At 42.5% G+C, this 22,738-nt stretch carries 24 protein-coding genes and 1 riboswitch; of the genes, 23 read left to right on the top strand and 1 reads right to left on the bottom strand.

What is annotated here, in order from left to right; genetic code table 11:
- Positions 1-13: 13 nt before the first annotated feature.
- From ACZ9AO_RS01660 to ACZ9AO_RS01690, 7 genes are all read left to right on the top strand, one after another.
- Entirely contained in the window at positions 14-1,405 is a 1,392-nt protein-coding gene (locus tag ACZ9AO_RS01660; protein ID WP_476108301.1) for a cobyrinate a,c-diamide synthase, read from the top strand.
- 38 nt (positions 1,406-1,443) lie between these two features.
- Complete coding sequence (gene cobA, locus ACZ9AO_RS01665) at positions 1,444-2,253, top strand: uroporphyrinogen-III C-methyltransferase (protein ID WP_063593325.1); 810 nt, start codon at positions 1,444-1,446, stop codon at positions 2,251-2,253.
- Positions 2,232-2,795 (top strand): nitroreductase family protein, encoded by a 564-nt coding sequence (locus tag ACZ9AO_RS01670; protein WP_057275916.1) that lies wholly within the window; start codon positions 2,232-2,234, stop codon positions 2,793-2,795. The genes cobA and ACZ9AO_RS01670 overlap by 22 nt, the downstream gene beginning before the upstream one ends.
- 14 nt (positions 2,796-2,809) lie before the next feature.
- Entirely contained in the window at positions 2,810-3,346 is a 537-nt protein-coding gene (locus tag ACZ9AO_RS01675; RefSeq protein ID WP_048678477.1) for a cob(I)yrinic acid a,c-diamide adenosyltransferase, read from the top strand.
- Between the two features lie 12 nt (positions 3,347-3,358).
- Positions 3,359-4,876, top strand: coding sequence for a cobyric acid synthase (locus ACZ9AO_RS01680; protein ID WP_476108302.1), 1,518 nt, complete (start codon positions 3,359-3,361; stop codon positions 4,874-4,876).
- Between the two features lie 173 nt (positions 4,877-5,049).
- Positions 5,050-5,322 (top strand): HU family DNA-binding protein, encoded by a 273-nt coding sequence (locus ACZ9AO_RS01685; RefSeq protein ID WP_034312477.1) that lies wholly within the window; start codon positions 5,050-5,052, stop codon positions 5,320-5,322.
- Positions 5,323-5,670: 348 nt separating this feature from the next.
- Positions 5,671-5,835, top strand: coding sequence for a hypothetical protein (locus tag ACZ9AO_RS01690; RefSeq protein WP_170974019.1), 165 nt, complete (start codon positions 5,671-5,673; stop codon positions 5,833-5,835).
- Here the strand turns inward: ACZ9AO_RS01690 and ACZ9AO_RS01695 are convergent.
- Complete coding sequence (locus ACZ9AO_RS01695) at positions 5,832-6,611, bottom strand: protein kinase domain-containing protein (RefSeq protein WP_476108303.1); 780 nt, start codon at positions 6,609-6,611, stop codon at positions 5,832-5,834. The genes ACZ9AO_RS01690 and ACZ9AO_RS01695 overlap by 4 nt on opposite strands.
- A 578-nt stretch (positions 6,612-7,189) precedes the next feature.
- On the opposite strand from ACZ9AO_RS01695, the gene ACZ9AO_RS01700 reads away from it, so the two are divergent.
- From ACZ9AO_RS01700 to tenI, 16 genes are all read left to right on the top strand, one after another.
- The gene (locus ACZ9AO_RS01700; protein ID WP_476108304.1) at positions 7,190-8,671 is read left to right on the top strand and encodes a 4-hydroxyphenylacetate 3-hydroxylase family protein; all 1,482 of its coding nucleotides are present in this window, start codon (positions 7,190-7,192) and stop codon (positions 8,669-8,671) included.
- A 31-nt stretch (positions 8,672-8,702) separates the two neighbouring features.
- On the top strand, positions 8,703-9,452 hold the full coding sequence (locus ACZ9AO_RS01705) for an IclR family transcriptional regulator (protein WP_476108305.1): 750 nt from the start codon (positions 8,703-8,705) through the stop codon (positions 9,450-9,452).
- A 38-nt stretch (positions 9,453-9,490) separates the two neighbouring features.
- The gene (locus ACZ9AO_RS01710) at positions 9,491-10,051 is read left to right on the top strand and encodes a 3-hydroxyanthranilate 3,4-dioxygenase (RefSeq protein WP_476108306.1); all 561 of its coding nucleotides are present in this window, start codon (positions 9,491-9,493) and stop codon (positions 10,049-10,051) included.
- A complete protein-coding gene (locus ACZ9AO_RS01715) occupies positions 10,036-11,082 on the top strand; it encodes an amidohydrolase family protein (RefSeq protein WP_476108307.1) in 1,047 nt (348 codons plus the stop codon). The genes ACZ9AO_RS01710 and ACZ9AO_RS01715 overlap by 16 nt, the downstream gene beginning before the upstream one ends.
- On the top strand, positions 11,045-11,506 hold the full coding sequence (locus ACZ9AO_RS01720; RefSeq protein WP_034312460.1) for a RidA family protein: 462 nt from the start codon (positions 11,045-11,047) through the stop codon (positions 11,504-11,506). The genes ACZ9AO_RS01715 and ACZ9AO_RS01720 overlap by 38 nt, the downstream gene beginning before the upstream one ends.
- Before the next feature lie 45 nt (positions 11,507-11,551).
- Entirely contained in the window at positions 11,552-13,027 is a 1,476-nt protein-coding gene (locus tag ACZ9AO_RS01725) for an aldehyde dehydrogenase (RefSeq protein WP_476108308.1), read from the top strand.
- Positions 13,028-13,044: 17 nt separating this feature from the next.
- Positions 13,045-13,827 carry a 2-keto-4-pentenoate hydratase gene (locus tag ACZ9AO_RS01730; RefSeq protein WP_476108309.1) on the top strand — a complete coding sequence of 261 codons (783 nt, stop codon included), beginning with the start codon at positions 13,045-13,047 and terminating at the stop codon, positions 13,825-13,827.
- A gap of 15 nt (positions 13,828-13,842) precedes the next feature.
- On the top strand, positions 13,843-14,724 hold the full coding sequence (locus tag ACZ9AO_RS01735; RefSeq protein WP_251539274.1) for an acetaldehyde dehydrogenase (acetylating): 882 nt from the start codon (positions 13,843-13,845) through the stop codon (positions 14,722-14,724).
- A gap of 34 nt (positions 14,725-14,758) precedes the next feature.
- The gene (dmpG, locus tag ACZ9AO_RS01740; RefSeq protein ID WP_476108310.1) at positions 14,759-15,778 is read left to right on the top strand and encodes a 4-hydroxy-2-oxovalerate aldolase; all 1,020 of its coding nucleotides are present in this window, start codon (positions 14,759-14,761) and stop codon (positions 15,776-15,778) included.
- Positions 15,775-16,548, top strand: coding sequence for a 2-keto-4-pentenoate hydratase (locus tag ACZ9AO_RS01745; RefSeq protein ID WP_476108311.1), 774 nt, complete (start codon positions 15,775-15,777; stop codon positions 16,546-16,548). The genes dmpG and ACZ9AO_RS01745 overlap by 4 nt, the downstream gene beginning before the upstream one ends.
- Before the next feature lie 25 nt (positions 16,549-16,573).
- Positions 16,574-17,935, top strand: coding sequence for an MFS transporter (locus ACZ9AO_RS01750; protein ID WP_476108312.1), 1,362 nt, complete (start codon positions 16,574-16,576; stop codon positions 17,933-17,935).
- A 348-nt stretch (positions 17,936-18,283) separates the two neighbouring features.
- Positions 18,284-18,415, top strand: a riboswitch (TPP riboswitch).
- Positions 18,416-18,550: 135 nt separating this feature from the next.
- The gene (gene tenA, locus ACZ9AO_RS01755; protein WP_476108313.1) at positions 18,551-19,234 is read left to right on the top strand and encodes a thiaminase II; all 684 of its coding nucleotides are present in this window, start codon (positions 18,551-18,553) and stop codon (positions 19,232-19,234) included.
- A gap of 15 nt (positions 19,235-19,249) precedes the next feature.
- Complete coding sequence (locus ACZ9AO_RS01760; RefSeq protein ID WP_034312445.1) at positions 19,250-19,828, top strand: ECF transporter S component; 579 nt, start codon at positions 19,250-19,252, stop codon at positions 19,826-19,828.
- A gap of 18 nt (positions 19,829-19,846) precedes the next feature.
- Positions 19,847-21,310, top strand: coding sequence for an ABC transporter ATP-binding protein (locus ACZ9AO_RS01765; RefSeq protein ID WP_476108314.1), 1,464 nt, complete (start codon positions 19,847-19,849; stop codon positions 21,308-21,310).
- Positions 21,311-22,087 carry an energy-coupling factor transporter transmembrane component T family protein gene (locus ACZ9AO_RS01770; RefSeq protein WP_476108315.1) on the top strand — a complete coding sequence of 259 codons (777 nt, stop codon included), beginning with the start codon at positions 21,311-21,313 and terminating at the stop codon, positions 22,085-22,087.
- Between the two features lie 39 nt (positions 22,088-22,126).
- Entirely contained in the window at positions 22,127-22,738 is a 612-nt protein-coding gene (tenI, locus tag ACZ9AO_RS01775; protein ID WP_476108316.1) for a thiazole tautomerase TenI, read from the top strand.

The following is a 22,738-nucleotide window of genomic DNA, read 5'->3' on the forward strand; positions in this document are numbered from 1 at the left end:
GGGAGAAACAAATATGAACGATAGAAGATTGGTAATTGCGGGTACCGGAAGCGGTGTCGGAAAAACGACATTGACCATCGGAATCATGGCAGCCCTCCAGAAGAAAGGCTATACCGTTCAAGGGTTCAAATGTGGTCCTGACTATATTGATCCTACTTATCATACCGCAGTTACAGGACGGGTTTCACGCAATCTTGACAGTTGGATGTTCGAACATGACACTGTCCGGGAAATTCTTAACAAAGCTAATGCAGGAGCTGATATATCGATCATCGAAGGAGTCATGGGCTTCTTCGATGGCAAAAGTCCGTTAGCCAATACAGGATCGACGGCTGAAATCAGCATCATCACGCAAAGCCCTGTCCTGTTGGTAGTCAACTGTGCAAGCATGGCTCGGAGTGCAGCTGCCATCGTAAAAGGATTTCAGGACTTTTCGACCGGTCCTAACATCATTGGGGTCATTGCCAATCAAGTGGGAAGTGTAGGCCATTACAAAATCGTCAAATCAGCCATTGAGCAAGAATGCGATGTACCGGTGCTGGGATATATGAAACGGGAAATGGATATTGATATTCCAAGCCGTCATTTGGGCTTGATTCCTGCGATTGAACGCGGTGAACTTAACCCTTTTTTCGATAAGCTTGAACAATTGGTCATGGAAACGATCGATATCGATCAGTTATACCGATTGTCAAAGACAAATCCCGTTTCCAGTGGGAACTCAAATATTTTTCAACCCAAAAATGAAAGTGACGTGTGCATTGCCGTCGCAAAAGATGCAGCCTTCAATTTTTATTATCAGGAAAACCTTGAATTACTTGAAGCATATGGGGCGAACATCAAGTATTTTTCTCCATTAAAAGGGGAAGAAGTTCCATTGGATGCCGATGGTTTATATCTTGGAGGCGGTTTTCCTGAGGAATTTGCAGCTGAACTTTCCGGTAACGTGGATGCTATCAAATCCATCAGAACCTCCATTGAAAAGGGGATGCCGACTCTAGCGGAATGTGGCGGTTTCATGTTTTTGAGCAAATCGATTGAAACGACTTCCGGAGAGACGCATCAGATGGCAGGAATGATACCGGGCAGGATTAAAATGCAGAAAAAGCTTGCAGCACTAGGATATCGTGAAATTACAGGAACTCCAGGCAATTTTTTAATCAATGAAATCGAGCAGGCAAAAGGTCATGAATTCCACTACTCGACATTTGAAGCGGATGCTGATCTTACACATGCTTATGAAGCCAAAGGCAGATTCGGTTCGAAACAAGAGGGGTGTGTATTGGGCAACCTTGTTGCTGGGTATACCCACTTTCATTTTGCTTCCAATCCAACACTGGCTAAGAACTGGATCGATGCTTGCTTAAAACAAAAAAACAGATCTGCCCATGAAACTATCAACTAGTAAAAGGTATTTTTTGAAGCTTAAGAGGAGGCGCGAGCATGAAACCGGGAAAAGTTCATCTGGTCGGTGCGGGTCCCGGAGATCCGAAACTGATTACGGTATATGGACTGGAATGTATCCAAAAGGCGGATGTCATTGCATATGACAGGCTTGTCAATCCAGAACTATTAAACTATGCAAAAGAAGATGCAGAACTGGTGTATTGCGGGAAATCACCAGGGAAACATCATCTCATTCAAAATGAAATACATGAACTTTTAGTGGAGAAAGCCTTACAGGGGAAAAACGTCACCCGTCTGAAGGGTGGAGATCCATTTGTCTTCGGGCGGGGCGGTGAGGAAGCGGAGATACTGGCTGCTAACGGGATTGAATATGATATCGTCCCAGGAATCACAGCAGGAATCGCAGCACCGGCTTATGCGGGCATCCCGGTAACCCACCGTGAACATGCCTCAAGTTATGCCATTGTGACAGGCCATGGCCGTGATTACAAGGGGCAGGATAACCTGAATTGGCAGGCGTTGGCTCAAGGCATCGATACCATTGCCTTTTATATGGGAATTGGTAATATGCCGTTCATCTGTGAAAAATTGATGGAGCATGGCAGGGATGGTAAAACGCCAGTGGCCGTCATTGAATGGGGCACGACAGATAAACAAAGGACGATCACCGGTACTTTGAGTTCGATTTCTTCGAAGGCTGTAAAAGAAGAAATTCAAAATCCGTCAATCTTTCTAGTAGGGGATGTCGTCCAATTAAGAGAAAAAATCCAATGGTTTGAAAGAGTGATTGAATCAGAGTCCATTATGGAAGGGAATGAGTTGGAATGTCCATCATTCAAGAATTGAAGGAACGCCGGGCGATAAGGAATTACGAAGAAAAAGAAGTGGAAGATCAAAAAATCAGGCAGTTATTGGAAGCGGCTACGTATGCCCCTAACGACCGATTGCGTGAACCTTGGAGTTTTTATGTAATCAAGGGAGAAGCGAAGCACCGGTATGAAAGTTTGGCAGAAAGGTATCTACATGAGCGCTTCCCTACCAAACCAAAATTGATTGAAAGTTCACTGGAAGTTGTTAAGACGACACCGCTCATCATTGTCGTGACTTCTGATATTTTGCCGGATGATCCAGATTCATCCGAAGACAATGTATTCGCGTCTTGTTGCGCTGTCCATTCGATGTGGCTTGCCGCAAAAGAACTAGGTCTTGGATTCGTTTGGCGGACTAGAGGAGTGGGTCTTGTCAGGGATGAACGCCTGCACGAATTTATCGGCTCACCGGATAACAAAAAAGTGATTGGCACCATTTTTGTCGGATACCCTAAAGGAGATCAACCGGTTCCTGCTACTAAAAGGACTTCATACATAGAAAAAACAGTTTGGCTATGAGGGTAGGTGAGTGAGTGGCACGCAGAGGATTAATGCTTATTTATACGGGAAACGGGAAAGGGAAGACGACTGCCTCATTAGGGGTGACTTTAAGGGCAATCGGCAGAGGAATGAATGTCAAATACCTTCAGTTCATAAAATCTCCAGAGCGTACATATGGGGAAGCATTGGCATTGGGAAAATTAGGAGTTAAAATGGAACAGCTAGGTATTGGTTTCACATGGACCAAAACCCCGGAAGAGCATCGCAATGCATTGGCGTTAGCTTGGGAAAAGGTGAAGCTGGCCCTTGCTGATCCGGGCATTGATTTACTTGTTTTGGATGAGCTGAACAATGCTTTAGCCATTTCCAAATTCCCGATTGATGATGTCTTGCCATTGGCTGAAGTCATCGATGCAATTCGAAATCGTCCCGCTCATATGCATATAGTCATTACCGGTAGGGACGCCAAGCCAGAGCTTATGGAAATGGCGGATTTGGTTTCATCGATTGAGGCGACCAAGCATTATTATGACGAGGGTATCGGTGCAGTCAAAGGATTAGAGTTTTAGGGGGTGAGCGTAATGAAGGCACGATCCATCATGATACAAGGGACGTCATCCGATGTAGGGAAAAGTTTGATTTGTACGGCGTTTTGCCGGGTATTTTCCAATAAAGGATTACGTGTGGTCCCTTTCAAATCACAAAACATGGCTTTGAATTCTTATGTAACCTTGGATGGCGGTGAAATCGGACGGGCTCAGGGAGTACAGGCGGAAGCAGCACGGATAACGGCAACGACTGATATGAATCCGATATTACTGAAACCAAAGCAGGATATGGTTTCGGAAGTGATCGTTCATGGAAAGCATTTTCTTGATATGAATGCAAAAAGCTATCGGTCCCAATTTGTCCAGGAAGCCATGCCCATCATCCGTAAATCGGTGGAAAAACTACAAGATGAATATGACATCATAGTACTCGAAGGGGCAGGAAGTCCTGCTGAAATTAACCTTAAGGACCGGGATATTGCAAATATGCGAATGGCTAAACTCACGGATGCGGCTGTCATTTTAGTGGCCGATATTGATCGTGGTGGAGTATTTGCGTCCATTATCGGGACACTTGCCTTATTGGATCAAGAAGAACGAGATAGTGTAAAGGGGATCATCATCAATAAATTTCGTGGCATGCGTGAATTGTTGGACGATGGCATTGAATGGGTGGAAAAGGAAACCGGGATTCCGGTCCTCGGGGTGCTGCCCTATCTAGACGTGAATATTGAAGCGGAAGATTCACTTGCCCTCTCTTCCTTACGTTTTAAAAAACCTAAAAAGGCTGAGTTTCCGATCGATGTAGCCGTCCTGAGATTTCCGCGGATCTCCAATTTTACAGATGTGGATCCTTTTTTCGATGAACCCGGAGTAGGTGTCCGACTTGTTAGCAGTGTCCATGAGTTAGGTAATCCCGATCTGCTAATTTTGCCGGGTACAAAAAACACGATGGAAGATTTAGAGTGGTTGAAACGTATGGGATTGGACGGGGCCATCGATGAACGGCGGAAACAAGGAACGATGATATTCGGCATATGCGGCGGTTTTCAAATGCTAGGGACTAAACTTTTCGATCCCGACGCGGTCGAGGGTGACGGTGAGAACGCAGAAGGGCTTTCGCTACTTCCGGTGGAAACCGTCTTTCAAGCAGAAAAGAAGACGGTACAAATGGAAGGTGTCCTTTCTGCTGGGATAATGGAAAGTCAAATGAATCTTAACGGTTTCGAAATACATTTAGGCAGAACGACATTGAAGTCACAAGTAAGGCCCTTTCTATTATTGAAGGATGGAAGAGAGGATGGAGCCATTTCCAATGACAACCAAGTTATGGGAACATATCTCCATGGAATATTCCATAATCGCTTGTTCACTAGATTACTGGTTAACCAAATTCGACGGAACAAGGGGTTGGATGAAGTGAAGGAAATCGTTCAAAGCGACTCGGAGCGCAGGGAGGAAGCGTATAATCTCTTGGCTTCCCATCTGGAAGAAAACATTGATATGGATACCATCTATCAATGGCTGCAGCTCGAAACTGCAGAAAGTTGAACAAGAGTCAGACGGTGCTTAGTAGGTTGATCAAGTCCCTTTTATCTGCAAGAAAGATCAATTTTGAGCTACAATTCCTTTTATTTAGCCATAATAAGTGACAGAGGCATACAAGATATGTTATGTTGTCTTCTCTACATATTTTATACAAAATAAAAGGATGAGGTGTTCATATGAATAAAACAGAATTAGTGAGCAGTGTTGCAGCACAAGCTGAACTGACAAAAGACGAAGCAAAAAAAGTAGTGGATGCATTGTTTGAAACAATCACGGCTACACTTGCTAAAGATGAAAAAATCCAATTAGTTGGTTTTGGTACATTTGAAGTGCGTGACCGTGCTGCCCGTACAGGAAGAAACCCGCAAACTGGCGAAGAAATACAAATTGCAGCTAGTAAAGTACCTGCTTTTAAAGCAGGTAAGGAATTAAAAGAAGCTGTAAAATAAAAGGTGAACGAAGAAAAAAACCTGGCGATGAAATATGCGCCAGGTTTTTTGTTTACTGACTGATTCGGAAACAGATAATATATACCGAATGTTACTCAGAAATGGAAAAGATAAAAAATCGACTTTGTCATCTATTCGTATGTTGTAAGAGCCATTTGGAGTTTCATTAATTGAAGGGATTAGGGCGTTCCCATGACCAACAATGAAAAAAGCCGACTCCATGAAGCAGTAATGGACTGTAACACAAATGAAAAAAAATTATAGTACTTATTAATAAGGTTTATACTGTGACTATGTTAGGCTAAATGAATAACAGGCTTTAAAACCAAAATAAAAGAGGTGAAAGATATGCTGAAGAAAATAATGAAAAAAATCAAACAGCTTTCCCAAGGCAGCAGTGAGCGAAGACATGGTCATTATCGCCGAGGCAGCAGCAGCAGCCGAGGTTACAAAAGGTATCCCATGAGTGGAAGTGACCGCTACAAGAGAAAAGGGCGGGGCAGCAGCAGCTAATGCAATTTCTCTAATGCAGCTTGCAGATCCAATGAGATTTCACTGATATCTGAATAAGGTTCTTGGATGTCTAATAACCTTTTCAGGATATGCACGGTTTCTTTTTCTAACGAAAGCTCTTCTGTCCAAGGAAGAGCCTTTTTATTTTTGGCTGAGTACGTCGTATAAAGTATATATAAGAGTATCTCTCCCAAGTCGTAAAAATCCTGCCGTTTCAGCTCCAAAATGGATTCCTTTGCAAAATCGGCCGTAACGTTCATTTTAGACAAACCAAAGTCTATCAAAATAGGCTCATGGCCTTTAATTAAAATATTTGGAATACGCAAATCTTGATGGTATATGTCATGGTTGTGTAGATAAGATACTAATTCGACCAGATCTTCAAGAAAAAATAGAGACTCTTTCTCATTGAATGTTATATGATTTAAGAAAATATGGTCTTCTAAATTATCCCCTTCAATGAAATTCATCACAAAATAAACATTCCCGTCATGTGAAAATTTCTCGTGAAATATGGGCATGTTTTTGTGATTTAACATACGTAATATGGAAATTTCATTTTCAAACTGTTTCAGCTCTTTTTTGCTGCGGCGTTTACTTCTCCGAAGTTGTTTGATCACTTTATTCTCATTCGTTTTCAAATCATTGCAATGATAAACAATCCCGTAGCTTCCTGTTCCAATTACAGTAGTGATTTCGTAGCGGTTATGTAAAACCACTCCTTTTTTTAAAGGTATATCTACAAAAAATTGATAGATCTTTCTAAAGGTACGCAAAATGGAAACTTCCCTCACCACTTTCATTTATTTGAATCAAGCACACATATAACCATTTTGATGAACTGAACATGGATAGTTTAACACTGATTTTTGATAATGCGGTAATGAAAGTCTTTTCTTCGGGGAGTTCTTTTGAAAGTCCACAATTAAAAATAAATTTTTCCTATAATTTCACATTATGAAATTATATGGTTTTTAAAAATATTAAGTTTATTATAATGAATTCATAATAAAAGAGTAGGAGGTGACAAGATGGATGGGCGCGAGTTGAGAAATTACTTTGGTGAATTTCCAACCGGAGTTACGATAGTGTGTTGGTTTGATGGGGTTTCCTCGGATCGCCCCGCTTGCTTAAGTGTCAATTCATAAAGAAGCAAAAGCCTGAAATAGCATGAAAGATAAATCTTTTACCATTAAAATTTGCGGGCAGTAAACAGGAACACTTGGATGGAATGCGAACCATGGAAAGAGAATGATGCTGTTGATCATTTATTGTTCATCGATGAGGTCCAGGAATTATATCGCGAAGATTTGGAAGCGCTTACTTTTTATCGAGGGAAAATGGGGGGATCAATATGGGCATTAAAACGGGCGAAGAATATATTAATAGGATTAAATCAAGGAAGCCGGAAGTCTGGCTTGGCGGAAGAGTGGTTGAGGATATTTATAATGAGCCAATTTTTAAACAGCCGATACAAGAAATTGCGAAGTTGTATGACATTCAACATGACCCGGAATATCAAGATGAAATCACCCACATTTGTAAAGAAACCGGAGAACGTGTTAACAATGCTTTCTTATTCCCGAAGACAGCAGAGGATTTGCAAAAAAGAAGTAAACTATTTGAAGTGTATGCCAGGATGACATATGGACTTATGGGGAGAACGCCTGATTTTTTAAATGTCGTGGTCACTTCCATGGCACATAATTCCTGGTTTCTTGATAAATACAACAAAGACTGGTCAAAGAACATCAAGGATTATTATACCTATATTCGTGACAATGATTTATTCTTAACACACGCAATCATAAATCCTCAAAATGATCGAAGCAAGCAATCTCATGAACAAAAAGAAACATATACCCATTTAGGGACCGTTGAGGAAAAAAAGGAAGGGATATTGGTCCGAGGTGCAAAGATGTTAGCCACCCTGGCGCCCATTACTGATGAGGTGATTATCTATTCTTTTCCTGGATTCACACCAGGAGATGAACGTCATGCGGTAGCATTTGCCCTGCCGATCGATACGCCTGGACTGCGCATAATCTGCCGGGAACCAATGCAGGACGGAACACGCTCGATGTTCGATCATCCACTAGCCTCCCGCTATGAGGAAATGGATGCCCTGCTTGTATTTAATGATGTCCTGGTTCCCTGGGATCGTGTCTTCTTATACAACAATGTGGAGGCGGCAAACCGCTTGTATCCAATGACGGGGATCGCTGAACAGCCTGCTCACCAATCGGGCGTGCGTGGATATATTAAACTGGCATTTGCTGTTGAGGTTGCTTGTAAAGTGGCAGACTCTATCGGGGTTGATGGATTCCTGCATGTACAGCGTGATTTGGGTGAACTTGTTCAATCCGTCGAAGTCATCCGTTCACTGCTTCGGGTAGCGGAATATGAGTACACGATCAATGACTACGGTGAGGCCCGGCCAAATCCGGATGCATTGGAAACGATTCGTGGCTTCCTACCGGAGATGTATCCCCGTGCCATAGAGGTGATACAGACCATAGGAGCTGGAGGGCTTTTGATGTCTCCGACAGGGGCCGACTTTGATAATCCCGAATTGCGCAGTGATATCGATAAATATTATGGAGGACGAAGCGGGGTTTCAGCGGAAGAGCGCGTTCGGGTGTTTAAACTGGCTTGGGATTTATGCGGGGAAGCATTTGGGCAGCGCCTCCTTCAATACGAACGCTATTACACGGGTGATCCAGTTCGGAAAAGAGCGATTTTTTATAATAAATATAAGAAAAACAAGAACTTTACCATGGTGGATGAGGTGCTTAACAAACCGAAGCAAGTAGCCATCAATGCGGTTAAACAGTAATTTTAATAGTTGAATAGGGAGGGGGGGCGACATGATTTCGTCCGTTGAGAAGGTAATAAAGATACTTGATTTATTCACTAATGAAGAACCCTCACTTGGAAATAAGGAAATCGCTGAAAAATTGAATATGAGTCCAAGCTCAGCTCATCATTTAGTGAAAACGATGTGTAAGGAAGGGATGCTGATTCAAGTCAAAGATCGAAAATACCGGCTTGGATGGAAGTTACTTGAGTGGAGCAGTAAAGTCATGTATCAGCAGGATATTCATTATGAGGCAGGTCCGATCATAAGTAATCTTGTCCTGCAATTTAGAGGGAATTCTCACATTGGTATGTTTCACGAAGGAGAAGTCAGGTTTGTGATGAAAATGTCGTCCCCTCATGCTGAGCATATAACCACATATATAGGAGCAAGAAAACCAGCTCATTGTACGAGCACCGGAAAAGTATTACTTGCCTTTAATCCATCCTTTATTCAGCCTACGCTTGCAAAAGGGCTATTGAAGCACTCAACAAATACGATAACGTGCATTAACAAATTGAATGAAGAATTAATGGCCGTCCGCAAACAAGGATATGCGATTAGTGATGATGAAAATGATTTTGGGTTATATGGTGTTGCTGCCCCCATTAAATCCTACAATGGCCAAGTTATAGCTGCCCTTAACCTTGTTGGTGAGCGAAATTATATGATTGGGAAAGAAAAAACGAGAATTATTCAGTCTGTGATACGATCTGCACAAATGATTTCAAAACAAGTAGGTTATATGTCGTTAATGTAAATTTTCAGACTATTAAGAACATTGGAGGTAGTTTATTTATGAAAGGATATGCTCAATCTTCAAAATTACAGGCTAGGTCATTAAATCTAATGAAGGTTATTGAAGACAATAAAAATTTATTGAAACCGCCGGTTAATAACAAAGTGCTTTGGGAAGATTCCGAATTCATTGTCATGCTTCTTGGTGGTCCGAATTATCGCCGTGATTTTCATGTAGACCCTTCTGACGAGTTGTTTTATCAGATAAAAGGCTCCTGCTATGTAGAATGCATCAACCAAAGCGGGGAGCGTGAAGTAGTGGAGGTGAAAGAGGGGGAAATGTTTATGCTGCCAGCTGATGTGCCTCATTCTCCTCATCGTGTATCTGATACTTACGGCATTGTCATAGAGCGCAAGCGTGCAAAAGAAGAGCTTGAAGATTTTGTTTGGTTCTGCGGGAATTGTAACCATAAGATGCATAAAGTTACGATCCAATTGACCAATATTGAGGTCCAGGTGAAAGAGGCGATCGAGGCTTTCAACGGAAGTAAAGAACTTCGCACCTGTAGTGAATGCGGTCATGTTATGTCAGAAAACGTTGAGGCTTGGAAATGCGAATAGATTTTCATACACATATTCTTCCGTTGGACCTGCCCGACTTAACCGGTCAATTTGGTCAGGGACGCTGGCCGGTGCTAGAGCAGAAATGTTCTTGCGGGGCGGATATCATGGTAAGTGGAAAACTGTTCAGGAAAGTGACTGACCAGGTATGGGACCCGGAAAAACGCATTCAGGATATGGATGCGGAAGGAGTCGATATGCAGGTTCTCTCACCGGTGCCAGTGACATTTTCATACTGGGCGCCAATTGACCAGGCGCTATACATGTCCCAGTTCCAGAATGATTTCATTGCTGAGACTGTGAACAGGCATCCTGACAGGTTCATCGGTCTCGGTACCGTACCGCTTCAGGATTTGAAAGTGGCAATTGGTGAAATGGAACGCTGTAAATTTGAGCTTGGCCTGGCGGGAATCGAAATCGGTACTAACGTAAACGGAGAGAATCTGGATTCACCTGTTTTATTGGAATTCTTCCAAATGGCTGAAAAATGGAATGTCCCGCTGTTTATACATCCATGGGAGACAATGGCAAAAGACCGAACGGAACGGCATAACCTCATGTATACAGTGGCGATGCCGAGTGAAACGGCATTGGCGGCAGCAAGCATTGCATGGAGTGGCGTCATGGAAAAGTTCCCAGATCTGAAAATCTGTTTTGCACATGGAGGGGGCTCATTTCCATATATTTTACCGCGAATCGATCAAGGGTGGGAAGTATGGCCGGAATTAAGAAAAACATCAATGCCACCAAGCCATTATGCACAAAAGTTTTATTTCGATTCCCTGAACTATGATACCCGGAATATTCAGTATTTGATTGCCCGTTTTGGATATAAGAAAGTGCTGATGGGTTCCGACTATCCATTTTTATTGAGAGAAAAGCCTCCTGGTCAAGTTATTGATGACACGCTAAATCTCTCAGATGAAGTGAAAGCGAATCTACTTGGAGGAAATGCATTGAGGTTTTTAAATTTGGACTCGCGAGGGGAGAAGCATGGAAAAACAGATCAAAGCGCCAGAACAAGTACTTGAGGAACTTGGTATCATGCTTGAGCCTCCAAGGGAAGCGGTCGGCAACTATGTCAGCCACGTCCGGGTGGGAAATCTGATTTTCACATCCGGACAAGGTGTAGATGATTTTCACGGAAAGGTTGGCAAAGAGCTTACGGAAGAGGAAGGGTATCAGGCAGCGAGACAGTCAATGATTAACCTTCTGCGAGTGCTGAAGGATGAGCTTGGAGAACTATCCAGAGTGAAGAAGGTCATCAAAATTCTCGGAATGGTTAATTCAGCCGAAAATTTCACAGGACAGCCCAAAGTATTGAATGGCGCATCTGACCTGCTGGTGGCCGTATTTGGAGAGAGGGGCAGACATGCTCGGTCAGCAGTGGGAATGGCCCAGCTTCCAAATAACACTGCAATTGAAATTGAAATGATTGTGGAAATACAAGATTGAGGCACATGACTAAGCCAGTGTCTCAATGAAGGGAGAGGGATGTTCATGCAAGCAGCAAAAAATAGTATGAATACAGTTAAATCAATAGATTGCCGGCACTTCATTAACGGGGAATTCCTGAACCCAAATCAATCCAAGACTTTTGACAATATCAATCCCGCAACGGAAGAAATACTTGGATGGGTTGCAGAAGGAGGGAAAGAGGAGGTGAATCAGGCTGTTTCTGCAGCAAGAAATGCGCTTAAAGGTCCTTGGAAATCTTTTACCGATAATGAACGCTCGGCGGTTCTAAGGCGAATCGGCGATCTCATTTTGGAAAAGAAAGAAGAACTGACAATGTTGGAGACCCTTGATACAGGGAAACCATATAGCCTAGCACTGGAAATGGACATCAAGCGTTCAGCTCACAATTTCCACTTTTTTGCAGACTATATCACTACACTTGGTAATGAATCCTTCAACCAGAACAACATTGCACTTCATTATTCTATTAGGCGGCCGGTAGGAGTGGTAGGGATGATTAATCCTTGGAATTTACCATTGTTATTATTGACTTGGAAATTGGCACCATGCCTGGCAGCCGGCAATACAGCGGTTATGAAACCAGCTGAACTCACTCCGATGACAGCGACGAAGTTAATGGAGATTTGTAAGGGAGCGGGAGTTCCCGATGGCGTTGTCAATCTTGTGCATGGATATGGTGTAAATTCAGCAGGAGCTGCTCTAAGTGAACATCCGGATGTCGATGCGATAACATTCACTGGGGAAACAAAAACGGGAACGGCGATCATGAAGGCTGCCGCGCCCACGTTGAAAAAAATCTCTTTTGAATTGGGTGGGAAAAATCCGAACATCGTGTTTGCAGACTCGAATCTTGATGAAGTAATCGAAACGACATTGAAATCAAGCTTCATGAACCAAGGTGAAGTTTGTTTATGTGGATCACGAATCTATGTTCAGCAAGGATTGTATGACGAATTCCTTGAAAAGATGGTTGCCCGAACAAAAAAATTAAAAGTCGGGGACCCGTTTGATTCCGAAACGGAAGTAGGGGCTGTAATAGGAAAAGAACATTTTAAAAAAGTGATGACATACATTGATCTGGCGAAAGAAGAAGGAGCGAGAATATTAACTGGAGGAAGAAGGGCAGGACAGTTTGAAAAAGGATTTTTCATTGAACCGACGATCATTGCCGGAGTTACGCGTGAATCCCGTTGTGTACGGGAAGAAATTTTTGGTCCTGTGGTAACGGTCATGCCTTTCGAAACGGAAGAAGAAGTATTGGAGCATGCTAATGACACTCATTACGGACTGGGGGCAACGATCTGGACCAATGATTTAAGGAGAGCTCATCGAGTCGCTTCTAAAATAGAAGCAGGCATTATCTGGGTGAATACCTGGTATTTGCGTGATTTGCGCACACCTTTTGGCGGCATGAAGCACAGCGGCATCGGCCGCGAAGGCGGATCGCATAGTTTCGAATTTTACAGTGAATTGTCAAACGTCACGATTAAACTATAAAAAAGGAGGAAAGCAACATGAACGTTAGTATTACAGATTGGTCTGCCAGGTTTTTAAAAGCGGAAAAAACAGGAATGGGAATTTCAGCCCCTACAAGTGAAATTCCGGATTTGGATGTGGAGGATGCTTACCAAATTCAGCTTGAAACTATTCGAAGGAAAACCCAGGCCGGTCTGTTAGTATCAGGTAAGAAGATAGGCTTGACTTCAAAGGCTATGCAGGAGGTTCTGGGAGTGGATGAACCGGATTATGGACATTTACTTGATGCGATGAAAATGGAAAATGATGGATGTATTTCGAGTTTGCGGTTAATCCAGCCAAAAGTGGAGGCAGAAGTAGCTTTCATATTAAGGAAAGATTTACATGGCCCCAATATTACGGTTGATGATGTAATCGAGGCCACTGATTATGTGGTTGCTTCGATCGAAGTGGTTGATAGCCGGGTGAAGGACTGGGAGATTAAACTTTCGGACACTGTGGCGGATAATGCATCATCCGGCTTATATATTCTGGGAGATAACAAAATTCACTTAAGTGAAATCGACCTCCCTTCCATTCAAATGAGTCTATATAAAAATGGCGAATTCATTAACCAAGGAACAGGTGAAGCGGTACTTGGAAATCCAGCAACGTGCGTAGCATGGCTAGCAAACAAACTGCATCGGTTTAAAGGTTCTTTGAATGCAGGAGAAGTCATTTTATCAGGTGCATTATCAGCAGCGATCGAAGCGAAACCGGGTGACCGGTTTACTGCTGACTTTGGAGAAAAACTTGGTAGGGTATCGGTTAATTTTGAGTGAAAGGAGCCAGCGGCCTTGAAAAAACTAAAAGTAGGCATTATTGGATCAGGTAATATCGGAACGGACTTAATGATGAAGATTCATCGGTCGGATGTTCTGGAAATGTCGGTAATGATTGGTATCGACAAGGAATCAGAGGGTTTGGAGATGGCTAGGATGCATGGACATCATGTCATTGACAATGGCATGGATGGTTTTTTGGAAAGGCCGGAGCTTGCAGACATTTTATTCGATGCCACATCTGCGAAGGCGCATGTTTTTCACTGCAAAGCCTTGGAAAAGATGAACAAGAAGTTGATAGACTTGACTCCGGCCGCAATCGGACCGTTTGTCGTTCCTTCCGTGAATTTAACAGAAAATTTGAATGAGGCGGTTGTTAACATGATTACATGCGGCGGTCAGGCGACAATCCCCATCGTTCATGCGATCAGTCAAGTGGCACAGGTCGAATATGCCGAAATCATAGCGACAATTTCCAGCAGAAGTGCCGGTCCTGGAACTCGGGCTAATATTGATGAGTTCACCCAAACGACGGCAAGGGCCCTGGAAAAGGTGGGGGGAGCGGCAAAGGGAAAGGCCATTATTCTGCTGAATCCGGCCGAACCGCCACTCATCATGAGGGATACCATACATTGTCTGCTTCAATCAGATTCCTTTGATGTGAAAGCGATAACAACGTCCATAAAAAAGATGGCGAAAAAGGTTTCTGAATATGTTCCAGGATACCGCCTGAAGACAGAGCCGATATTTGATGGGAAACAAATAACAGTCCTTCTGGAAGTGGAAGGGTTAGGGGATTTTCTTCCCGTATATGCTGGTAATTTGGATATAATGACCGCTTCAGCTGTAAAAGTTGGGGAAGAAATCGTTAAAAGCCAATTCAAACAATATGTTTGAAAAAGATAATCGGAACTGTAAAGGTGGGGTTGAATTGCATAAAGATATATTGGTTACTGAAGTTGCATTGCGGGATGGCAGCCATGTAGTGGCACATCAATTCACCATTGATCAAGTAAAGAACATGACTGGGAAACTTAGTGCTGCAGGTGTCCCTTATATTGAAGTGTCGCACGGAGATGGCTTGGGCGGATCATCGCTACAATATGGTTTTTCAAAAGTGAATGATATTGAATTGGTGGAAGCCGCTGTTGAAGCTGCAGGCGAATCCGTTATTTCAGTACTTTTAATCCCTGGTATAGGGACGATCGACCAATTAAGAGAAGCCGCTCAAGTGGGGGCGAAAATGGCGCGGATTGCAACCCACGTAACGGAAGCGGACGTCTCAAAGCAACATCTGGAAGCTGCAAAACATCTCGGTATGGAAGCAATTGGGTTTTTAATGATGTCTCACATGGCATCACCGGAAAAACTACTTGAGCAAGCCACTTTAATGGAATCCTATGGAGCGGATGCTGTGTATGTTGTTGATTCCGCAGGTTCTTTTTTGCCCAAAGACGTGAGGACGCGGGTCCGGTTATTAAGATCAAAGCTGAATATCGATATTGGTTTTCATGCTCACAATAACTTATCACTCGCTGTGGCAAATTCACTTGTTGCAATTGAAGAAGGGGCGAATAGAATCGATGGCAGCATCCGTTGTCTCGGTGCAGGTGCTGGTAATACCCAGACGGAAGTGCTTGTTGCCGTTCTGGATAGGATGGGTATCCGTACCGGAATTAACTTATATAAAATGCTTGATCTTTCTGAGGAAGTTGGAAATGCAATCATGCTCAATCCACAGGAAATAACAGACTCGAGTTTAATCATGGGTTATAGTGGCGTGTACTCCAGCTTTTTATTGCATGCAAATAAAGCGGCGAAAAAGTATGGAGTTGACGCCCGGGATATTTTGATGGAGCTTGGTCGACAAAAAGTGGTTGGTGGTCAGGAAGATACCATAATTGAAGTAGCTGAGCAAATGGCGTTTCAGAAAGAAGGGACTTTAAGATGAAACTAGATCAACTGGCAAAACGGGTAGTCGAATCTCAGAAAAACGGTCGTGAGATGGATAAGCTTACATTATCCAATCCTGATCTTACTGTAAATCAAGCATATGAAATTCAGAAGTTGAGCATAAATGAGACGCTCACTGATGATAACAGATTCATCGGGTGGAAGATGGGCTTGACGAGCAAAGCCAAACAACAGCAAGTTGGGGTGGAGGAAGCGATATATGGCAGGTTGACATCTGCCATGGAACTAACTAAACCAGTATTAAAAGTTGGGGAACTCATCCATCCGCGAGTGGAACCTGAATTTGCTTTTTTATTCAAGGACGAACTGAAAGGTGCAAATATAACCGAGAAAGATGTCTGGCCGGCTGTGGAATGTGTATTTCTCGCTCTTGAAGTTATTGACAGTCGCTATAAAAATTTTTCTTTTACACTTACCGATGTAGTGGCGGATAACGCATCCTCCGCCAAACTCCTGCTAAGCAATCAAGCTTATTCTCCGTATCACACGGACTGGTCCCAAGTAGAAGTTACGCTATATCAAAATGGTGAAATACAAAAGAGGGGACTTGGAGAGGCTGTACTCGATCACCCGATTCATTCGATTGTGGAACTGGTAAAAATGATTAGCCGTGAAGGACTTTCCATTCAGGCTGGAATGATTGTTTTGGTAGGCGGAATAACAGATGCCGTTTCCATACAGGCAAACGATGAAATAATGGCAGATTACGGTGAACTGGGGAAACTGACATTACATGTTATAGCATGAAATATGGCAAAAAGGAGGTAATATATTGCGTGAGGTCAATGCTTCGGAAGTGGTAGGTAATAGTAAATTTGGCCGTTTTCATTTAATGGTCTTCTTGTGGTGTTTGTTCGCCATTACCTTCGATGGATTTGATATAGCCATGTACGGAGTAGGTTTGCCATTGATGATGGAGGAATGGAACTTGACGCCAGTCGAAGCTGGCGGAATAGCAAGTTATTCATTGTTCGGAATGATGGTAGGAGCACTCATTTTTGCACCTTTGGCGGATAAAATAGGGAGAAAAAAAGTGCTGGCCATTTGTATAGGTATATTCAGCGTTTTTACATTGCTTTCAAGTTTTGCCCCGAATCCTGCCTTTTTCTCGGTTATGCGATTTATAGCAGCCTTGGGAATGGGAGGATTAATGCCAAATGTCATCTCCTTAATGGCGGAATACTCACCCAAAAAGAATAAGGTGCTCATTGTAACCGCTATGTACTGCGGTTATTCCATCGGAAGCATACTTGCTTCTTTAATTGGAATGTATGTAATGGAACAACTGAGTTGGAGGGTTTTGTATTGGATAGGGGCGCTTCCCTTACTGGCACTGCCATTCTTCATGAAGCAATTTCCTGAATCGCTTTCGTATTATGTTATTCGAAAACAAGGAGCAAAGATTGCTGGAATCCTGAATCGCATTGATCCAGACGGCGACTATAAAGAGTCGGACGATTATGAGTTTGCCAAAGTCCAAGAAAGGGCAAAGGGCTTTCCAGTCAAGAAACTCTTTGAAAATAAGCGTACGCTTAGCACATTTGCGTTTTGGGTAGCCGCCTTTAATTGTTTACTAATGGTATACGGACTCAATACATGGTTACCCAAAATCATGCAGCAGTCGGGATACGGCCTTACATCCAGTTTATCTTTCAATCTTATATCAGGAATAGGACAAATTGGCGGATCGATAATTGGCGGGTACTTAGTTGGGAAAATAGGCCATAGAAGAGTACTTGTATCCCTCTGTGCCATAGGTACGGTCTGTTTTGTCATATTAGGATTGACCTCTAATCCAATAGCATTATATATTCTGATCGCTTTTGGAGGAGCCTGTACAGTCGGCACGATGAATTTAGCCAATACGTATATATCCGAATATTATCCGCGGGAGATAAGGACTACCGGGATAGGCTGGGCCTTGGCTTTTGGTAGAATTGGAGCCATTGTTGCCCCAACATTAATAGGATTGCTGCTGGCTGCAAACTATTCGCCGCAAAATGCATTCATGGCCTTCACCGTTCCGAGCATAATGGCTGCCTTGGCGTTACTCGTTGTGAAAGAGAGGTATGGCAGCTATGATAAACTACAGCTTGAGGGAAATATAAAACTAAAAGCAACGTCGAATATATAATATTGTTTTTTAGTAGATGGCCTATATGTCAGCGGACAGTCATGCAACTGTTCTCTGACATATAGGCCATTTTTTAGAGAATAAAAGAATTCACGAGTAAAATGGCTAAATTCACGAGTAAACCGGCCAAACTCACGAGTAAAACAGTTAAATTCACGAGTAAACAAGTAGAATTCACGAGTGAATTCTGTAATGAAACCCATGGATTAAAGTGCCGTTAAACGCCGGGTAAATGGGGGTTATGCAAGATTGAAAGTTTAGTAACCCTAAATCAAGAAAACTTTTCTAATACGTTTGACAATTGGATTTATCGTGTTAATATAAAGGCAAATGAATTTAATATACAATTTGTACCACTAGGGGTGCTTTATAGGTAAAAGTTGATTTTTTACCGACAAAAGCTGAGATTGAAGTATGACTTTAAGACCCTTAGAACCTGATCTGGTTTATACCAGCGTAGGGAAGTGGGGTCTGGAACTATACATTTCTGTATTATTTCTTGTACAACCACTTTCTTTACGTTTAAGAAAGTGGTTTTTTGTTTGCAAAAAAAGGGGTGATAAGTGTTTTTTTCTGTAACGTTCAATGAAAAAATACAATTTGGAGGTAATGGACATGAAGTTTTCAGAGGAAATCCGTAAGGAAGTTGATCACATTTGGGAAGCTAGTTTTAATCATCCGTTTGTAGCAGGAATAGGAGATGGCACATTGCCATTGGAGTGTTTCCGTTTTTATGTCATGCAAGATGCCTATTATTTATCTCATTTTGCTAGAGTTCAAGCCTTAGGGGCAGTCAAAGCTACAGATTTACATACAACAAGCAGGCTTGCCGGCCATGCACAAGGAACATATGAAGCGGAGTTGAAGCTTCATGAGAATTTTTCCGAGAGATTAGGCATCACAAAAGAAGAACGGGAAGATTTCAAGCCTGCCCCGACTGCCTATGCTTATACTTCCCATATGTATCGTGCGGCTTATTCGGGACATTTAGGAGATGTTATTGCAGCTATCTTGCCGTGTTACTGGCTGTATTATGAGATAGGTGAAAAGCTGCAAGGGTGCATGCCCGAAGAGCCAATTTATCAAGAATGGATAGCGGCTTACGGAGGAGAGTGGTTCCGCACTTTGGTGGAAGAACAAATTGCGAGGCTGGATGAGATTGCTGAAAAAGTAACTGAAGAAGATAAGGCGAGAATGAAAGAGCATTTTATTCTCAGCAGCCAATATGAATACTCATTTTGGGAAATGGCTTATCGTTTAGAGACATGGCCCGTTCATAAGGGAACATTAGAAGTATAAAAGGAGAATGAAACAATGAAAAAAGGATTGAAATTAACGGATATATTAGTCACGATCGTGATTGCGGTAGCATTTGGAATCGTTTATATCCTTTGGGGTTCGATTTATTATTCCGTTAAACCTTTAGGATTACATCTGGATCAACTTATTTATGGAATGTGGTTTATAGCTGGCCCTGTCGCCTTTTTCATTTTACGGAAACCGGGTGTGGCACTTTTGGCGGAGATAGCTGCAGCTTCCGGGGAATTCTTTCTAGGCTCCCCATGGGGGCTGACTGTACTGTTATATGGGGTGGTCCAAGGTTTGTTCGCGGAACTGGTGTTCATGGGGTTCAAATATAAAAAATTCAATATGCCGGTGGCCGTTTTAGCTGCGATGGCTTCCTGCCTGGCATCAGTTATCATGGATTTTGCATACGGGGAAATAGGTGCGCTTTCTACTTGGAATCTATCGTTATTCATGATAGCGAGGTTTGTGGGTTCCATATTCTTTGCAGGTGTGACCGCTTATTATCTAGTTAAAGTCCTGGAAGCAACAGGGGTAACTAATCTTGTGCGTCCGGTTTCCAATAAAGATTATGCAGAACTTGATTAAAAGAAGAGGTTGAGGGCCATGGAACCAATCGTTTCTGTTGAAAAGTTAAGAATGAAATTTCCCGGTGATGAATCTTTGATATTCAAGGACCTATCACTATCATTTGATCAGGGAGAAAAAGTGTTATTGTTGGGACCATCTGGATGTGGTAAGTCCACTCTGTTGCAAGTGTTAAGCGGATTGATTCCGAATTCCATCGAAGTCCCGATGAAAGCGGAGAAATTGAAATGCCCTTCTTCATGGGGGTATGTTTTTCAAGACCCTGATAGCCAGTTTTGCATGCCATTTGCCGATGAGGAAATTGCCTTTGTCCTAGAGAATCTTTCCGTCCCTAAAGAAGAGATGAAAGAGAAGATTCAAAATCATTTCCGTAAAGTAGGATTGAACCTAGACCATACAAGTATTGACACATTATCAGGCGGGATGAAACAGCGTCTGGCAATTGCTTCAGTATTGGCCCTTGAACCAGAAGTGATATTTTTAGATGAACCGACCGCCATGCTTGATCCAGAAGGAACGAAAGAAATCTGGGACTTGTTGAAGGAAGTCGGAAAAGACAAAACGGTTATTATCGTCGAACATAAAATTGACCATGTTTTAGAATTCATCGAACGAATCGTGCTTTTAAACGATGACGGTCAAATCATAGCTGATGGTCCAAGAGACACCATTCTTTCCCTATATAAAAATGAAATGAGAGAACATGGAATTTGGTTCCCTGGTGTTTGGGATGAATATATACAGAGTAATGCACCCACTAGGGAATACCATTTTACAGATGGTTTACCCCTTCTGGATGTGCAAGGATTTAGCGGTTTTCGGAATAAAGAGGAAAAAATACACGTTGAAGAGCTGAAGGTCCATTCAGGAGAATGGATTGTGATCAGGGGAGAAAATGGCGCGGGCAAGAGTACACTTTTGCATGCATTGATGCAATTCATAAAAACGAAAGGTACGTATGAATTAGTGGGGAACCCCATTAAAATGGTGAAAAATCCAACGGATCATATGACGTTTGTCTTTCAAAATCCTGAGTTTCAGTTCGTTGCAAATACTGTATATGAAGAGATTGCTTATTCATTGCGTATTGATAAAAGGCCGCAACAAGAAATAGATGAGAGAGTCCGCTCATTGCTTAAAGTTTTCCGTCTTGAGGCACATCGGGATAAACATCCATTTCAATTATCAATGGGGCAAAAGCGTCGCTTAAGCGTAGCAGCCTCAATCGTAATAGACAAAAAAATCATTCTCCTGGATGAGCCGACCTTTGGTCAAGATTCGAAAAATACCTTTGCATTACTGGAATGGTTTGAGGAATATCGAAGACGTGGAATAACAGTGATCATGGTAACTCATGACGATCATATTTCAAAAAACTTTGCATCCAGGATCTGGACGGTTAAGGACGGAAACGTAATAAGTGATGAAAACATCGCGCAAGCCGGATTTGTTGAGACCAAAGTTAAAAGGAGTGTCATGTAGATGAATGTTTCACACGCAGAAACATGGCTCCATGGAATTAATCCAAGCCTTAAACTTGGTGTGCTGATTGTGTTATGCATCGTGGCGTTATTCATTCACGACCTGAATTATATGATGAATATCACCATTGGCGTATTACTTTTATTTTTGTTTTTTTCCGGGCATTCGATAAAACGCATCCTGCTTTTGTCGATTCCCTTTTGTTTCATTTTTATATCCACCTCTTCTGCCATGATATTATTCGGGCAAGGTGAAAAGCTTTGGTTTGAGTGGGGCCTCATATCGATTACGGAAGAAAGTTTCATGAGGGGATTACTGGTAGGCTTTCGAGCTTTGTTCTTTGCGGTCCTTGGTTTAACTTTTTCCTTAACGACGAGACCAGTGAACTTGTTTTATTCGTTAATGCAGCAAGTTAGGCTTAAACCGAAATATGCCTATAGTTTCATGGCGGCATTAAGGCTGATTCCCATCATGATGGAGGAGTTCCAAACGATACGGAACGCGATGAAGGTACGCGGTTTCGAAAGGGGAAAAGGAATAAAATCGGTATATTTTAAAATGAAAGCCTACTCCATCCCGTTGTTATCCGGAAGCATCAGACGTGCACACCGAATCGCGGTTGCGATGGAGGCAAAGCGATTTACAGACAGTAGGGATCGAACATACTATTATGAATTCGGGTTTTCAAAAAAGGACCATGGTTTCATTCTGTATTTTATCATCCTGCTGTTGGCCGGCTTTTATCTATCGATTCAATTCCCGTTAGTATCCATTTGATTTTATGAGATTGTAACTTTACTAGTTGGGGGTTCTAGTATGAATGCACATGAATTGCATATTATTTCCACTGGGAAACAGCCAATTGAAAAGTTTGTGGAAATCGCTTCAAACATTCAGGAACATGTCGATTTCTTTTATCTAAGGGAAAAGCATAGGAGTGCATCGGAACTCTATCAAGCAGTGAGGCTATTACATGATAATAAGATTCCGCTTTCTAAGATCATCATTAATGACCGGGTGGATGTAGCCTGGGTACACAAAGTATTTGGTGTGCAATTGGCTTTTCATAGTTTAGATGCAGAAGTCGTAAAAGGAGCTTTTCCAGGGATGAATGTTGGCTGTTCGATCCATTCCATGGATGAAGCGAAAGCTGCATTCAGCAAAGGGGCCGATTACGCGATTTATGGACATGTTTTTGAAACGGCTTCAAAAATGGGACTTCCTCCCAAGGGAGTTGAGGAGCTTCATGCAATCACAAGAAATGTCAATCTTCCGATAATTGCGATAGGAGGAATAACACCTTTCAATTGCCAAGTCGTGCTGGATGCGGGGGCACGTGGAATTGCCGTCATGTCAGGTGTGCTTGAAGCTGAAAATCCGATTGAAGCCGTTAAAGAATATGCGAAGTCTTTGGGAAAGGAGACATAA

The organism is Peribacillus sp. TE19612 (assembly GCF_056279465.1).